This is a genomic window from Curtanaerobium respiraculi (genome assembly GCF_024609215.1).
Lineage (GTDB): Bacteria > Actinomycetota > Coriobacteriia > Coriobacteriales > Eggerthellaceae > Curtanaerobium > Curtanaerobium respiraculi.
In genome coordinates this window covers 76,380-91,532 of the sequence record NZ_JANIPD030000043.1, presented here as the reverse complement: position 1 = coordinate 91,532, position 15,153 = coordinate 76,380, and the positions used below count along the sequence as shown (strand labels likewise).

At 64.4% G+C, this 15,153-nt stretch carries 12 protein-coding genes and 1 tRNA gene; 1 reads left to right on the top strand and 12 read right to left on the bottom strand.

Annotated elements, in window-relative coordinates; all coding sequences use genetic code 11:
• Positions 1-34 precede the first annotated feature (34 nt).
• Entirely contained in the window at positions 35-874 is an 840-nt protein-coding gene (locus tag NOV21_RS10770; protein WP_283170988.1) for an ABC transporter ATP-binding protein, read from the top strand.
• A gap of 108 nt (positions 875-982) precedes the next feature.
• Here NOV21_RS10770 and NOV21_RS10765 read toward each other — a convergent pair.
• The 12 genes from NOV21_RS10765 to uvrA all read right to left on the bottom strand — a co-directional run bounded on the left by NOV21_RS10765 (position 983) and on the right by uvrA (position 15,146).
• Positions 983-1,071: transfer RNA gene (locus NOV21_RS10765), tRNA-Leu, on the bottom strand.
• A gap of 58 nt (positions 1,072-1,129) precedes the next feature.
• The gene (gene secG / locus NOV21_RS10760) at positions 1,130-1,381 is read right to left on the bottom strand and encodes a preprotein translocase subunit SecG (protein WP_283170989.1); all 252 of its coding nucleotides are present in this window, start codon (positions 1,379-1,381) and stop codon (positions 1,130-1,132) included.
• 165 nt (positions 1,382-1,546) lie between these two features.
• Positions 1,547-3,094, bottom strand: a complete 1,548-nt coding sequence (gene gpmI, locus NOV21_RS10755; protein WP_283170990.1) for a 2,3-bisphosphoglycerate-independent phosphoglycerate mutase — start codon at positions 3,092-3,094, stop codon at positions 1,547-1,549.
• A gap of 112 nt (positions 3,095-3,206) precedes the next feature.
• Positions 3,207-3,977: a triose-phosphate isomerase gene (tpiA, locus tag NOV21_RS10750; RefSeq protein WP_283170991.1), complete on the bottom strand. Its 771-nt coding sequence runs from the start codon at positions 3,975-3,977 to the stop codon at positions 3,207-3,209.
• A 10-nt stretch (positions 3,978-3,987) separates the two neighbouring features.
• Positions 3,988-5,172: a phosphoglycerate kinase gene (locus tag NOV21_RS10745; RefSeq protein WP_283170992.1), complete on the bottom strand. Its 1,185-nt coding sequence runs from the start codon at positions 5,170-5,172 to the stop codon at positions 3,988-3,990.
• 84 nt (positions 5,173-5,256) lie between these two features.
• On the bottom strand, positions 5,257-6,210 hold the full coding sequence (gene whiA / locus NOV21_RS10740) for a DNA-binding protein WhiA (protein WP_283170993.1): 954 nt from the start codon (positions 6,208-6,210) through the stop codon (positions 5,257-5,259).
• Positions 6,189-7,289: a gluconeogenesis factor YvcK family protein gene (locus NOV21_RS10735; protein WP_283170994.1), complete on the bottom strand. Its 1,101-nt coding sequence runs from the start codon at positions 7,287-7,289 to the stop codon at positions 6,189-6,191. Before NOV21_RS10735 ends, whiA begins: the two co-directional genes overlap by 22 nt.
• Positions 7,286-8,206 carry an RNase adapter RapZ gene (gene rapZ, locus NOV21_RS10730; protein ID WP_283170995.1) on the bottom strand — a complete coding sequence of 307 codons (921 nt, stop codon included), beginning with the start codon at positions 8,204-8,206 and terminating at the stop codon, positions 7,286-7,288. Before rapZ ends, NOV21_RS10735 begins: the two co-directional genes overlap by 4 nt.
• Positions 8,206-10,146 carry an excinuclease ABC subunit UvrC gene (gene uvrC / locus NOV21_RS10725; RefSeq protein WP_283170996.1) on the bottom strand — a complete coding sequence of 647 codons (1,941 nt, stop codon included), beginning with the start codon at positions 10,144-10,146 and terminating at the stop codon, positions 8,206-8,208. The genes rapZ and uvrC overlap by 1 nt, the downstream gene beginning before the upstream one ends.
• A gap of 85 nt (positions 10,147-10,231) precedes the next feature.
• Entirely contained in the window at positions 10,232-11,563 is a 1,332-nt protein-coding gene (gdhA, locus tag NOV21_RS10720) for an NADP-specific glutamate dehydrogenase (protein ID WP_283170997.1), read from the bottom strand.
• 103 nt (positions 11,564-11,666) lie between these two features.
• Positions 11,667-12,305 carry a hypothetical protein gene (locus NOV21_RS10715; RefSeq protein ID WP_283170998.1) on the bottom strand — a complete coding sequence of 213 codons (639 nt, stop codon included), beginning with the start codon at positions 12,303-12,305 and terminating at the stop codon, positions 11,667-11,669.
• Positions 12,306-12,320: 15 nt separating this feature from the next.
• Positions 12,321-15,146: an excinuclease ABC subunit UvrA gene (uvrA, locus tag NOV21_RS10710; RefSeq protein ID WP_283170999.1), complete on the bottom strand. Its 2,826-nt coding sequence runs from the start codon at positions 15,144-15,146 to the stop codon at positions 12,321-12,323.
• Between the last annotated feature and the right edge of the window lie 7 nt (positions 15,147-15,153).

Genomic DNA, 15,153 nt, shown 5'->3' with positions numbered 1-15,153 from the left:
CGGATGCCCACGTGGCCAGGGGGAAGGATGGTCGATGCTGGAGGTTCGCGACCTTACGAGCGGGTATGGCGGAAACCCCCTCGTCCACGATGTGACGTTCGATCTTGCTCCGTGCGAGTTCTGCTGCATCATCGGCGCGAACGGGTGCGGGAAGACAACGACGTTGAAGACCATCTTGGGACTGCTCGATCCCATTGCGGGCAGCATCCACGTGGGCGGCGAAGACGTGCTCGCGATGGGCGAGCGGGAGCGGGCCGGCCATTTCGCCTATATCCCGCAAACGCATAAGCTCCCCTTTCCCTTCCAGGTAAAAGACGTCGTGCTCATGGGGCGCACGCCCTATGTAAGCCAGATGGCATCGCTTACGCGGCACGATCGACGCGTTGCCTATGCGGCATTGTGCCAGCTCGAGATACAGAACCTTGCCAACGAACCGTACAGCGAGCTATCGGGGGGCCAGCAGCAGCTCGTGCTCATCGCCCGGGCGCTCGCGCAGCAGCCCGATATCCTCGTCATGGACGAACCCACGGCAAGCCTTGATTTCGGGAACCAGCAGCTGGTGCTCTCCCGCATGCGCAATTTGGTGGATAGCGGCATGTCGGTGCTCATGGTCACGCACGATCCGGCACATGCTTTCTACTGCGCCGACTCGGTGATAGTCCTCCACGGGGGGCGGGTGCTTGCGAAAGGAGCTCCCCACGAGGTGATCACGAAAGAGGCCATGCGCACAATCTACGGGACGGACGTGCTGATCGACCGTGTGGACGTGGGCGAGGGCAGGTGCGTTTACGCCTGCGTCGCGGTGACGCGGCATCGCGAAGTCGATGAGAGGTATTTGCATGAACTGCGGTCGAAACCATCTCGCGTGCGGTAGGCAGATGAAGCGCGCGATCGCGGAATGGCAGATGGCCGGAAGGGGAAATGGTGGGCAACGGATACGCGAGCGGCATAAAAAAAGGCTCGAAGCGAGCCTTTTGGATCCTGGTGTCGGAGGCGGGATTTGAACCCGCAAGCCCGAAAAGTAGGCACTAGCACCTCAAGCTAGCGTGTCTGCCGTTCCACCACTCCGACGTGATGCTTTGCAACGCTGGATAGTTTAGCAGAAGCCCATCGCGTTGCAAGGGGGAATTTATCCGATCGTCCCCTTTGGGTAGACGATCATCAGAAGCACGAGCGAGACGATGAAGACGATCGCGAACACGATCGTGATACGGTCGAGGTTCTTTTCGATGATGCTGGTGCCGGTGCTGCTGTTGTACAGCGAGCTGGCGATGGCATCGGAAATACCCGTCCCCTTGCCGGAATGGAGCATGATGAACACAATCAGCCCGGCGCCGGAGATGACGAGCGCGATGATGAGGATGATAAGCAGTGCGTTCACTGGCATGTCTCTTTCATACGTAGTATGCGGAAATCGGGCTCCTCCGCCCGCAAGTTCCCAATTATAAGGCGCCAAGCCGAATGCGCAAGGTTGCCGGTTCGCCCCTCACGCATTCTGCACGGCTCCTGCCGGCCGCTCTTGCCGCTCGGCCGACACGCGGGGGCATTAGCGGAGCAGGCTCTGCCCCGTCATCTCCCCGGGCGCGTCCACGCCGATCATCTCGAGCAGCGTGGGGGCGATGTCGCAGAGCGCGCCCTCCCGGTCCGCCGGGGCTTCGAGCGTCTTGCCCAATCCGGCGTAATCGACGAGGAAGAGCGGCACGGGACTGGTCGTATGCGCCGTATGGGGGCTTCCATCGGATGCGATCATCACATCCGCGTTGCCGTGGTCGGCGGTCACCAACGCGATGCCGCCCTTCCGCTTCAGCGCGGCGAGCACGCGCGCAATGCCGGCGTCGACGGCCTCGACCGCCTTCACCGCGGCGGGGATGACGCCGGTATGCCCGACCATGTCGCAGTTCGCGAAGTTGACGATATACACGTCGGCCTTGCCATCGTCGATGGCCTGGGCGAGGCTGTCCGCGACCGCGGGTTCGCTCATCTCCGGTTGGAGATCGTAGGTGGCGACCTTGGGACTGGGGATTATCTGGCGCTCCTCCCCCGCCTTCGGCGCCTCGACGCCGCCATTCAGGAAGAACGTCACATGGGCGTATTTCTCGGTTTCGGCGATATGGTATTGCGTGAGCCCCCCGTCGGAAAGGACGTCGGCGAGGACGTTGGATGGGAACTCCTTCGGGAACGCGACGTCCGCGGGGATTTTCGGATCGTATTCCGTGAGGCAGACGTAGTAGGGCCGCGGTGCCGTCTCCCCCGTTATCAGCTCTTTATCGACGAACGCATGGGTGATCTCACGGGCGCGGTCGGGACGGAAATTGAAGAAGATGACGGCATCCCGGTCTTGAACGCCCCGGTCCGTGAACGCGCCCGGAACGACGAATTCGTCGGTGACCCCGGCATCGTAGCTCGCCTGCATGAAGGATGCCGGATCCAGATCCGATGCGGGGTCGCAATGCACGAGGGCGCGGTACGCCTTCTCCACCCGCTCCCATCGGTTATCACGATCCATCGCATAGTAGCGTCCCGAGATGCTGGCGACATGCATGTCGCAGCCTTGGGCACGGCACTCCCCGACCACTGCCTGCAATTCCTCGATATAGCCCTTGCCGCTTGCCGGGGGCACGTCGCGGCCGTCCATGAAGCAGTGGATGTGCACATGGGGAACGCCCTGCCCCGCCGCGATGCGCATGAGCGTGTACAGATGCTCGCTGCTGGAATGGACGCCGCCGGGCGACACGAGCCCCATGAGGTGCAGGACGCTGCCCGGCCGCTTCGCGACGCGCAGGGCCTTCTGCACGAATTCGTTCGAAGCCATGCTGCCGTCCTTGCATGCGCGGTTGATGCGCGTGAGCTCCTGGAACACCACCCGTCCGGCGCCGATGTTCAGATGGCCCACCTCCGAGTTACCCATCTGACCGTCGGGCAATCCCACGTACTCGCCGGATGCTTGGATCCGTATGTGGGGGCACGTCTGCGCGAGCGCGTCCAACGTGGGCTTCTCGGCCAGGCTGATCGCGTTCCCAGGGCCGTCGGGGGCGATGCCGAACCCGTCCATGATGATGAGCGCGGCAGGCAGGTGCAAGTGGGATATATCCATTTCAAGGCCTTTCCCTGGAAGATATGTACAGGGAGAGTATACCGCTGCGCCACGGGAAAGGGGGAAAGGCACGCGTTGCCTTTCCCCCTTTGCGGATAGGGTATTCACCGGGCTACTTCAAGCAGGCTTCGACGAGCTGCTCGAACGCTGCGGCATCCAAAGCAGCGCCACCGATGAGGCCGCCGTCGATATCGGGCTGCGCCATGAGCCCCTCGACGTTCGCCGGCTTCATGCTGCCTCCGTAAAGCACGCGCACCGCCTCCGCTGCCGCGGGGCCGGCAAGCTCGCCGATGCACGCGCGGATGGCGGCGCACACCTCCTGCGCCTGCTCGGGGATGGCGGTGCGACCCGTGCCGATTGCCCAGATCGGCTCATAGGCGATGATGCTTTTGGCGATCTGGGCCTCATCGAGCCCGGCCAAAGCCGCGAGGACCTGCTTGGTGACGAATTCCAGATACGTGCCCTCGTCACGGATGGCGAGGCTCTCGCCGCAGCAGATGATAGGGGTCATGCCGGCTTCGAGGAGCGCGGTTGCCTTGTCGTTGACCATCTCGTCGGTCTCCCCGAAATAGCCGCGCCTCTCGGAATGGCCGACGATGCAGTAGGAGGCTCCGACATCCTGCAGCATCTTGATGCTCACCTCGCCGGTGAAGGCTCCCTTCGCCTCCCAATGGACGTTCTGGGCGCCGATGGCGACCGGCGTGTGATCGAATTCGAACACGGAATCGACGGCTTTGATGTTGACGGTTGCCGGACATACGACCACCTCGACATCGTCGTCCCATGAATCCTTGCTGCGGTTGCTGATGCCCTGCGCGAGCACGACCGACTCGGCCCACGTCTTGTTCATCTTCCAATTGCCCGCCATGACCGGTTTGCGCATGAGAGCCTCCTTATTTCAGGGCCTCGACGCCGGGAAGCGCCTTGCCTTCGACCAGTTCCATCGACGCGCCGCCGCCGGTGCTGATGAACGTCATGCGATCCGCTAGGCCGAACTTGTTCACCGCTGCCACGCTGTCGCCGCCGCCGATGATGGTGTCCCCCTCGGCATTTGCCGCCATCGCCTCCGCGACGGCCTTCGTACCGGCCTCGAAGGGCCTCATCTCGAACACGCCCATGGGCCCGTTCCAGAAGACCGTCTTGCCGCCGGCAACGGCATCGGCGTAAGCTTTGGCGGTTTCCGGGCCGATGTCGAGCCCCATCATATCCGCCGGGATGGCATCCACGGGAACGGTCGAGACGGCCGCATCCTCGGCGAACCTATCCGCCACGACCACGTCGCTCGGAAGCAGGATCTTGCATCCGGCGGCATCGGCCTTCTTCAGCATCTCGCCGGCGCGGTCGATCCACTCCTCTTCCTTCAGGCTGGCCCCGACGGCCTTTCCCTGCGCGAGGAGGAACGTGAAGCACATGCCGCCGCCGATGATGATCGTATCGGCCTTGTCGATGAGCGAGTCGATCACGCCCACCTTGTCGGACACCTTCGATCCGCCGAGGATGGCAACGAAGGGCCGTTTGGGATCGTCGAGCATGCCGGTGAGCGTGGCGACCTCGTTCTGCAGCAAGTATCCGGCATAGGCGGGAAGCAGGTGGGCGACGCCGGCCGTGCTCGCATGGGCGCGGTGCGCGGTGCCGAAGGCATCGTTGACGTATATCTCTGCGAGATCGGCAAGCGCACGGGCGAATCCGGGATCGTTCTTCTTCTCGCGCTTGTCGAAGCGCAGGTTCTCGAGGACGAGGATCTGTCCGCCTGCGAGGTTCTGCACCGCCTCCTTCGCCTTCGGGCCGATGGTGTCCCCTGCGAAGGCGACGGGCGCGTCGACGAGTGCGGCGAGGCGGTCGGCGGCGGGCTTGATGCTGAACTTTTCCTCGTATCCTGTGCCGGAAGGACGGCCGAGATGGCTCATCAGTATGACCTTCGCCCCCTTCCCAACCAGATAGGCTATCGTGGGAAGCGCTCTGCGGATGCGGGTGTCATCGGTGACGACGCCATCGGCGATGGGAACGTTGAAGTCGACGCGGACGAGGACGCGTTTCCCCGCTACATCCGCCTGCTCGACGAGTTTGATGTCAGCCATGGATTTCCTTTCGTTCAAGGGCTTCCTGGAAAGAGGCCCGGTTAACCCAGACAGGGCCGCTTCGCGACGCACTATAGTATATCGCTATTTCTGTTCCCCTGAGGAACTATCGCCATGCGCTCTGGCAGCCAGCCGCTCGATGCGGCGCACTCGATGGTACACGGCGCTTTTCGACAGGGGCGGGTTCGCGTATTCCCCCAACTCCCGCAACGTGGCATCGGGATGCTGCACCCTCAGCCTGATGAATTCCTGCAATGCGGGCGGAAGGCCCTCCATGCCGAAATGGTCGACCACGTCGTGGATGGCGATGACCTGCTCCACGCTCGCGTCGGTCGTCTTCTGTTGGTTGGCCAACTCCGCGTTGACCCGCCGGTTCACATCGTTGCGGACGCTTTTGATGACGCGTTCGTTCTCCATGGCGAGGGCCGCATTGTGGGCGCCCGTGAACGCGAGGAAATTCGATATGGCCGTGCCGCTCTTCAGGTACACGATGGTGTTGTTGCGGCGCTGCATCGTCTTCGCCTCGATGCCCGCCTCCGCCATGAGGGCCACGATGCCCTCCGCCTGCTCGACCGAGGCGATCGGCATCTCGAAGTGGAAATCGCCCTTGGGGCTCGACACGAATCCGCAGCCCAGGAATGCCCCGCGCAGGTAAGCCGCCGCGCAGCACCGTTTCTCGACGAGGTGCGGGTCGATCCCCTGCCCTATCCCCGCGTCGCCCAATATCCCCAGGTCGCGCAGCGCGGATTCAAGGCCCTCCTGCATGGGGACGTTGATCAGGTAGTTTGGGGTTTTGTGCAGGACGTTGCGCCGCATGGTCAGATCGGTCCGGAGATCGTAGCTGGAATGCAGCAGCTTCACCATGATCCGCGCAGCCTGCGGCGTATCCGTGTCGATCTCAAGGTGCATGCGGCCGCCCCCCTGGAGAAACAGCGATCCCTCGATGCGCACGAGGGCGGAGAGCGTCGCCCGCTCGCAATGGGAGCAGGTGGGCGCAACGCGCGAGAGCTCCTCCTTTATATCTGCGGTGAAAGACACAGCTTCAACACCCCCGTGAACGCTTCGCGCAGGGCACGCGGATCATGCCAGGTGGGGCGATTCGGATCGGCGAGGTCGCGGGCGATCACCACCGGCCCCGTCTGCTGTATGCGGCGGGCGCTTTCGTACGATATGCGGACAGGGCGCACGCGGGAGGAGATAGTGCCGGCGGACTCGTCCCGCCCGAGCGGAATGAGGCGCGGGTGGACGCCAGGGGTGCTCCCGCCCGGGCGCAGCGGATGGTCCGTGTGCACCAGGACGTAGTCGAGCATGCCGGCCAGGCCGTGGTCCTCGAGTGCGGCGACGTGCTCCTCCGCGGAAAGCCCCCATGTCTCCCCCTGCATGTCGGCCAAGCTGCAGACGAAGAGCGTCTTCGCCCGCGAGCTCTGGATCGCCTCGAGCACGCCGGGCACCAGCAGGTTGGGGATGATGCTCGTGAACAGGCTCCCCGGCCCCAGCACGATCAGATCCGCCTCGCAGATCGCCTTGATCGCCCCGGGATACGGCGTCCCGGTGTTGGGGGCCTTCAACCACACGCTCTCGAGCGCGGTGCGCGAGTGCGAGAGCAGCGCCTGCCCTTCGACCGTATGCCCGTCTCTCGTACGGCCGCACAGCACGACCTTGTCGAGCGTGCTGGGGTGCACGTGCCCCCGCGCGTGGAGGAGATCCTCGCAGATCCGTATCGCCTGGGGGAAAGATCCGGTGGCGTCCTCGAGCGCGGCGATCATGAGGTTGCCCAGCGTGTGGTTGTTCGCGAATTCGAACCGGTACTTGAACGCCTTCGTCAGCGGGTCAGCGGGGTCCGACGCGAACGCGGCCAGGCATTTGCGCACGTCGCCCGGGGGCGTCGCATCTGCCGCTGCGCGCAGCTCCCCGGTGCTTCCGCCGTCGTCGGCCATGGCCACGACGGCGCTCGTGGAAACCCCCATGGACAGGAGCGTCCGAATGGACATGGGCGCGCCCGTGCCGCCGCCGATCACCACCGCATGCGCGGGGCGCTCCCCGCCCGAGACGGGTTTCGCCGCGCCGATCGCGTCGAACGCCTCGGTGTTCGAAGGCTCGTAGCTGAAATGCCTCATTGCCCCGCCTCCCCGCTTCGGGATGCGTCTGCGCCGACGCGCGGGAGGTCGCGATGCGATACATGCACCGAATAGCCGGACTCCTTCAGGAAGGCGCCCGTCGCCTCAGCGAGGGCGACGCTGCGATGCTGCCCCCCGGTGCACCCGACGGCGATGCAGAGCTGGGACTTCCCCTCCGCAACGTAGCCGGGCATGACGCATTCCAGCAGCGCCTCCCATTTCTCCAGGAAGGCCTTCGTCTCGGGCCTCCCGAGCACGAAGTCGCGCACGGTGCCATCGAGGCCGGTCAGGTGCCGCATCTGGGGGTCGTAGTAGGGATTGGGCAAGAACCGCACGTCGATCACGATGTCCGCATCGCTGGCGGGCGCGTGCTTGAATCCGAATGAGTACACGACGACCTCCATCCCCTGCTTGCGCGTGCCCTCGGCGAACAGGTCGGCCACGCGGCGGCGCAGCTCGATCGGGCGCAGGCTGGAGGTGTCGATGATGCAGTCCGCCCGCAGGCGCAGATCGTGCAGAAGCTCGCGCTCCTGGTTGATGCTCTGGGTTATCGTGGCCCGCCCGTCGATGTTGAGGGGGTGCCGCCGCCTGCTGGCCTTGTACCGGCCCAAGATCACGCTGTCGATCGCGTCGAGGAAGATGATGCGGTAGTCGATCCCCGCCTCCTGCAGCCGGGCCAGCTCGTGGGTGAGCTCGCGGAGGTAGTTCTTGTTGCGGGCATCGCATACGACGGCGAGCCTGCGGCCGCCCTCCTTGTCGGTGGGGATGCTCTCGCTTGTGACGAGCGACTTCAGCAGGCTGGGCGGGAGGTTGTCGATGCAGAAATATCCCATGTCCTCGAAGGTGCGCATCGCCTCGGTGCGGCCCGCACCGCTCATGCCGGTGATGACAACGAGTTCGGGTGTGGATTCCGCCATCAGTCCTCCAATCGGCGCGGGTCGGATGCTTCGCTTCTGCCTTCATTATACTGGTGCAGCACGAGGTGCAACTCGCGCGCGACGTCTTCGGGGACGATATGCGCCCCGATGAGCTCCTCCTCCGTCGCCGTTCGCAGGTTCTTGAAGCTCTTGAATCGCTTCAACAGGGCTTTCTTGCGGACGGGCCCTATCCCCGCCACCTCGTCCAGTATGCTCGACGTCATCCCCTTCCCGCGCAACTCGCGATGGAACGAGATGGCGAAGCGATGCGATTCGTCGCGCACGTGCTTCACCAGGTAGAGGCTGGGCGACCCGCCCGGCAGGACGACCGGGCCCGAATCCTGCCAGGGGACGAACAGCTCCTCGTCCCGCTTGGCAAGGCCCGCCATGGGGATGTCGACGCCCATGGCGCCGAGCTGCTCCATCGCGGCGGTCAGCTGCGGTTTGCCGCCGTCGAGGATGAGCAGGTCGGGCTTCCGCCCGAACCGCTCATCGGCCATGCGCTCGGGGGAATAGCGGCGGCCCAGCACCTCCTGCATGCTCAGGAAGTCGTTGGCCTCGTCCAGTTCCGCCCTGATCTTGAAGCGCCGGTACTGGCTTTTGTCGGGCCTGCCGTCGGTGAACACCACCATGCTCGCCACCGTGTAGCTCCCATGGAGGGTGCTGATGTCGAAGCATTCGATGCGCAGCGGCGGCGCCTCGAGGGCGAGCGCGCTTTCGAGCTGCAGGAGCGCGTCGTTGATACGCTTGTCCTCGTAATCGGTGCGGACCTTGTACCGCATCAGCGTATGCTGCGCGTTGGCCTGCGCCATGGCGAGAAGGTCGCGTTTCCCCCCGCGCTCGGGAACGGTGAAGCGCACCCGGGCGCCATGCGCGCTCGCAAGCTTCCCGGTCAGCCACGCCTCCATCGCCCCGCGATCCTCGGGCTCATCCGCAACGATGACCTCGCGCGGGATGCTCGTGGTCGTATCGTAATAGCGCAGCAGGAAGCTGTGGAGCAGGTCCTGGTCGGGAACGTCGGTCCCCTTGTTCAACACGAACTCGTTGCCGTTGATCACGCGCCCCTCGCGCACCGACAGGACGTGCACGCCCGCGATGATATCCTCGCGGAAGAAGCCGATGACATCGGCGTTGGCGCGGTCGCCGAGCACCGCGTGCTGCTTGTCGGCGAGCGATTCGATGATGCCGATGCGGCTTTTCAGGCGGGCGGCTCGTTCGAAATCCAACTCCGCCGCCGCCTCCTGCATCTCCTGCGCAAGGCGATCGATGAATTCGCGGTGGTTGCCTCGCAGGAAGCGCTCGACGCGGCGCACGTTCTGCCCGTAGTCCTCCGCGGAGATCATCCCGCAGCAGGCGCCGGGGGCCAGCCCCACATGGCAGTCGAAGCACGGACGGTGCTCCGACGCGAAATAGGCGTCGGCGCCGCGCTTTTCGATATCGCGGTTCATCGCCTTCCATGACGTGCAGCTCGTGGAGCAGAGCGGGACGATCTTCCGCGCGATGTCGATCAGGCGACGGGCGGCGCGGCTGTCCGTGTACGGTCCGAAGTACGAGGTGGTCGGCTTGTGCTTCTCCCGTGTGAATTTAATAGCGGGGAACAGGTCGCCCTTCGTGACGGCGATGAAAGGGTAGCTCTTGTCGTCCTTGAAGTCCGCGTTGAAATACGGGCTGTATTGGTTGATGAGGTTCTTCTCGAGGACCAGCGCCTCGTATTCGTTCTGGACGACGATGTACTCGAACGAGCGGATGCTGTCGACGAGCAGCGGGATCTTCGCGCGGTCGTCCTGGAAGTTCACGTACTGCCGCATGCGGGCGCGCAGCTGCTTCGCCTTCCCCACATAGATGACCTGGCCATCCCCGTCCTTCCACAGATACACGCCGGGCAGCGTGGGAACATCGTCCAGCTGCCGTTTGATCTGCTCTATGCGCTCGTTATCCATGGATGCAAGTATAGGCGAGATGGGGGCCCCGCCGAGGCGAGACCCCCATCTGCAACGAATGCGTAGAAGAGGAGCGGGCGGGATCCTACACGATGCCCTGGGCCATCATGGATTCGGCCACCTTCTTGAAGCCCGCGATGTTCGCGCCCGCTACGTAATCGCCCTCATGGCCGTATTCCCTGGCTGCATCGTCGGCCGCATGGTAGATGCTCTTCATTATGCCGGCGAGTTTCGCATCGACCTCTTCGAACGTCCAGCTGAGGCGCTCCGAGTTCTGGCTCATCTCCAGGCCGCTCGTCGCGACGCCGCCCGCGTTGGCCGCCTTCCCAGGGAAGAAGACGATCCCGTTGCCCTGCAGGTAGGCGGTGGCGTCGAGCGTCGTGGGCATGTTCGCGCCCTCGGCGACGATCGAGGCACCGTTCGCGACGAGCGCCTTGGCATCGTCGATCAGCAGCTCGTTCTGCGTCGCGCACGGCAGCGCGATATCGCAGGGGATCGCCCATACGCCGCGCCCGTCATGGTACTCGACGCCCTCGACGCGCTTCGCGTAATCGCTGATGCGGCCGCGCTCGACCTCCTTGACCTGCTTGATGGCCTCGATGTCGACGCCCTGGGGGGCATGGATCCACCCGGTGCTGTCGGACAGCGTGACCACGGTCGCGCCGAGCTGCTGGGCTTTCTCCGCCGCGTAGATCGCCACGTTGCCGGAACCCGAGATGCACACGGTCTTGCCCTCGAAGCTGTCGCCCTTGCATGCCAGATGCTCCTGCACCAGGTACACCAGGCCGTAGCCGGTCGCCTGGGTGCGGGCGAGGCTGCCGCCGTAGGAAAGCCCCTTGCCGGTCAGCACGCCACCCCATTCGTTGCGCAGGCGCTTGTACTGGCCGAAGAGATAGCCGATCTCGCGTGCGCCGGTGCCGATGTCGCCAGCCGGAACGTCGGTGTCGAGGCCGATATGGCGGTAGAGCTCGCTCATGAAGCTCTGGCAGAAGCGCATGACCTCGGCATCGGATTTGCCCTTGGGGTCGAAGTCGCTGCCGCCCTTGCCGCCGCCCATGGGCAGCGTGGTGAGCGCGTTCTTGAACACCTGCTCGAAGCCGAGGAATTTCAGGATCGAGAGGTTCACGCTGGGATGCAGGCGCAGGCCGCCCTTGTAGGGCCCGATGGCGCTGTTGAATTGGATGCGGAACCCGCGGTTGACGTGCACGCCGCCGTTGTCGTCCTGCCAAGGGACGCGGAACATGATGACGCGCTCGGGCTCGACGATGCGCTCGAGCAGCCCCGCCTTCTCGTACTCGGGATGGGCTTCGATCAATGGCTCGATGGAGGCGAGGACCTCGGTTACCGCCTGGATAAACTCCGGCTGGCCCCCGTCCTTCGCCTTGACCTGTTCGATGATGCGCTGGGTATACGTCACGGTTCCTCCTCTAAAGGGTTGCTGGTGACCCGTATTGTGCGCGTTTCCGCGGGCGAACAGGTTTCGCGTTTGTTAACTTTCGGGGGACGTCGATGCCGGCGGGCTATTTCCCGGACAGGGCCTTGCTGGAAACCACGTTGCTGGGGCTCACCAGTATCGTGCCGATTTTGCCGGCGGCGGGGCTTTCGACGACGTACGCCTCGCCATGGTGGCTCTTGAACGATGGGGAAAGGGGGTCGGTCGTGATCACGATATCGATGCCCTGCACTCCCTCGCTGCCGACCAGGAGCGACCCGTCAGAGGTGATGCAGACGATGAAGTCGACCTCCTCCTTCGCGAACGTCGAGACGCGGTTCTGGTACTGGCTCGCCTCCGCGCGGGTGAACACGCTGAAAACGCCGATGCGCCTCCCCCCGGCGCGGAGTATGGTTCCTTCGCTGTACTGGCTCGGCTGCACCGAGTCGAGCTGGATGACATCGGCCTTCTTGCCCTGGTACTCCTCGGCGACCGACGCGCGCGTGCGAGGCGCCGCCGAGGTTTCGGAGCCCGCCTTGGGAACGGCCACGCCGTCGTATATGATGGCGGTATAGTTTTCGAGCGATCCCGTCGCCTCGTCGATCGTCGTGGCGGCGGTGTTCCACTGGTGCCCGACGCTCATATACCAAATGCTTCCGCAGATTCCCCCGAACAGCAGAAGGAGGAACACGACGAGCGCGATTTTTTCTCGTTGCCTCTGGTTCATAGCGAACGGATTATATCAGGCTTTGAGCATGTCCGCGAGGAAGCGGCCGGTATGGCTCTCGTAGCAGGCGGCGACATCCTCGGGCGTGCCCGCGCATACGACCGTGCCGCCGCGGTCCCCTCCCTCGGGACCCAGGTCGATGATCCAGTCGGCGCTCTTGATCACATCGAGATTGTGCTCGATGACCAGCACCGTGTTGCCCGCGTCCACGAGGCGCTGCAGCACCACGAGCAGCTGGCGCACGTCCTCGAAATGCAGCCCGGTCGTCGGCTCGTCGAGGATGTAGAACGTTTTGCCGGTCTGCACGCGCTGGAGCTCGCTCGCGAGCTTGACGCGCTGCGCCTCGCCGCCCGAGAGCGTGGTGGCCGGCTGGCCCAGCCGGATGTAGCCGAGCCCGACGTCGTGGAGCGTCTGCAGCTTTCGTGCGAGGCCAGGGATGGCATGGAAGAAATCGAGAGCCTCGTCCACCGTCATCTCGAGCAGATCGTAGACGTTCTTACCGCGGTAGGTCACCTGCAGCGTCTCGCGATTGTACCGTTTGCCGCCGCAAACATCGCAGGGGACGTAGACATCGGGCAGGAAGTGCATCTCGATCTTCACCTGGCCGTCGCCTTTGCATGCCTCGCACCTGCCGCCCTTCACGTTGAAGCTGAAGCGGCCTGGGGCGTACCCGCGCGCCTTGGCCTCCTGCGTGCTCGCCATCAGCTGGCGGATATCGTCCCACAATCCGACGTACGTGGCGGGATTGCTGCGAGGCGTGCGGCCTATGGGCGTCTGGTCGATGTTGACGACCTTGTCGAGCTTGTCGATGCCGGCGAGCTTCCTGTATGCCCCCGTGCGCCGATGGGCATGGTTCACGCGATTCGCCAGGGCGGGTGCGAGGGTGTCCGTTACAAGCGAGCTCTTCCCGCTGCCGGAAACGCCGGTGACCAGCGTGAGCGTGCCCAGGGGTATCTCGATGGAGACGTTTTTCAGGTTGTTCTCCGAGGCGCCGTCGAGCTTGATGCCACCCCGTTGGGGATGGCGCCGCTCATCGGGTATGGGAATCTCCCGCCTGCCCGTTAGGTAGGCGGCCGTGAGCGAGTCCGGCGAATGCATGAGTTCCGCTGGCGTGCCGCTGGCGACGACCTCGCCCCCGTGCTCCCCTGCTCCCGGACCCATGTCGATGACGTAATCGGCATGGCGGATGGTGTCCTCGTCGTGCTCGACGACCACGACCGTGTTCCCCAGGTCGCGCAGGTGCTCGAGTGTGGCTATCAGGCGCTCGTTGTCGCGCTGGTGCAGGCCGATCGAGGGTTCGTCGAGGATGTAGAGCACCCCCATGAGACCGGCGCCGATCTGCGTGGCAAGGCGTATGCGCTGTGCCTCGCCGCCGGAAAGCGTCGCGGTCACGCGCTCGAGGGTGAGGTAATCCAGCCCGACGTCCACGAGGAATTGCAGGCGGGTGCGGATCTCTTTGACGATGGGCGCGGCGATGCGCGCCTGCGAACCTGCGAACTCCAATCCCCGGAAGAACGCGAGGCAGTCCGCCGCGCTCATCTCGCAGACGTCGTGGATGCTCCGCCCTTCGATGGTGACCGCGAGGATCTCGGGGCGGAGGCGCTTGCCCCCGCAGGTTTTGCAGGGGATCGTCGCGAAGAACTGGCCGAGCTTCTCCCTCTGCCGATCGCTTTGGGCCTCGGAATACCGGTGCTCGACCGCCTTGCAGATGCCCTCCCACTCGATGAACCAGTAGGTGTCGCGGCCGTCGACCGTATGGTAGTCGACGCGCACCTTCTCGTTTTTCGGCAAGCCGTTCATGAGCTTGTCCTGCGCTTTGCGAGACATGTCCTCCCAAGGGGTGCGCTCGTCGTATCCCAGATGCTTGGCAACCGCCCTCAGGACCTGGGGATAGTAGTTGCCCGTGACGAATGGGGCAACGGCTCCCTCGGCGAGGGATTTCGAGGGGTCGGGAACGATGAGCCTCGGGTCGACCTCCTCGCGGCTGCCCAACCCAGAGCAGTCGGGGCAGGCACCGTAGGGGGCATTGAAGCTGAAGTCGCGCGGCTGGAGCTCGTCGATCGAATGGCCGTGCTCGGGGCACGCGAGCGCCAGGCTGTAGAAATGATCCCGCTCGTCCGGGAGCGTGCGGACCACGACCCTGCCTTCGGCCAAGCGCGTGGCGGTCTCCACCGCCTCGGCGATGCGTGCCGTCGCGGAGGCTTTCAGCACGACGCGGTCGACGATGACCTCGATCGTGTGCTTGAACTTCTTGTCGAGCTTCACCTCCTCGCGATCGAGATGGATCTCCTCCCCGTCGATGCGCAGGCGGGCGAACCCTTCGCGTCGCAGGTCGGCGATGAGTTTAGCGTGCTCCCCCTTGCGCCCCACCACCATGGGGGCGAGCACGAGCGCGCGCACGCCCTCGCCCAGGCGGAGGATATCGTCTGCCACCTGGTCGGTCGTCTGCTTCTTTATCTCCCGCCCGCATTCGGGGCAGTGGGGGATGCCGACCCGGGCGTAGAGCAGGCGGAGGTAGTCGTAGATCTCCGTCACCGTTCCGACCGTCGAACGGGGATTCTTGCTCGTCGTCTTCTGGTCGATGGAGACGGCGGGCGATAGCCCGTCGATGCTGTCCAAGTCGGGTTTGCTCATCTGGCCCAGGAACATGCGCGCGTAGCTCGAGAGGCTTTCAACGTAGCGCCGCTGGCCTTCCGCGTATATGGTGTCGAACGCCAGCGAGCTCTTCCCGCTCCCGGAAAGGCCCGTGATAACAACCAGCTTGTCACGGGGGATCGCGACGTCTATATCCTTGAGGTTATGCTCCCGCGCGCCCTTGATGACGATGGAATCCGTAGCCACGTCTGCC